Origin of the sequence: Janthinobacterium lividum (assembly GCF_011601275.1) — a bacterium.
GTDB lineage: Bacteria > Pseudomonadota > Gammaproteobacteria > Burkholderiales > Burkholderiaceae_D > Janthinobacterium > Janthinobacterium lividum_E.
The window spans coordinates 1-507 of sequence record NZ_JAAOLY010000057.1 but is presented as its reverse complement, the minus strand read 5'-3'; the positions used below and the strand labels follow the sequence as shown (position 1 = coordinate 507).

The 507-nt window shown below is 60.9% G+C and carries 1 protein-coding gene; it reads right to left on the bottom strand.

Going from position 1 to position 507, the window contains the following annotated elements:
* On the bottom strand, positions 1-507 hold a 507-nt coding region (locus GYK42_RS28845), incomplete at both ends, for a thiamine pyrophosphate-dependent enzyme (protein WP_240943947.1).

The window sequence follows — 507 nt, the reverse complement described above, 5'->3', positions numbered from 1 at the left end:
CTGGCTGGGTGGAAACCTCGGGCACGGCCACTTCCCACCAGCAACCGCCCTCTTCGGTCGTGCGCGTGTCGTCCGTATCGATGCAAATCAAGTAGGTGCGGGAAGCGGCCCGGGCGCGCAGCATGGCTTGCTCCAGTTCGGCAATCGAGTCCACGTGTTCGGACAGCGCGCCCAAGGATTGCGCATGCAGGGCAAAGTCGATGCGCGGGGCGCTATCGGGCAACATATTGTTGAACGAAGGGTTGCCGCAGGCCTGCTGCAGGCGGTTGATGCAGCCGTAGCCCCGGTTGTCGAGCACGACGATGATGAGCTTTTTATCGAGCATGACGGAGGTGGCGATTTCCGAATTCATCATCAGATAGCTGCCATCGCCCACCATCACAATGACCTCGGCATCGGGTTTCGCCATCTTGACGCCGAGGCCGCCGGCGATCTCGTAACCCATGCACGAGTAGCCGTATTCCATGTGGTAGCCGCCTGGCGTCGACGTGCGCCAGAGTTTATGCA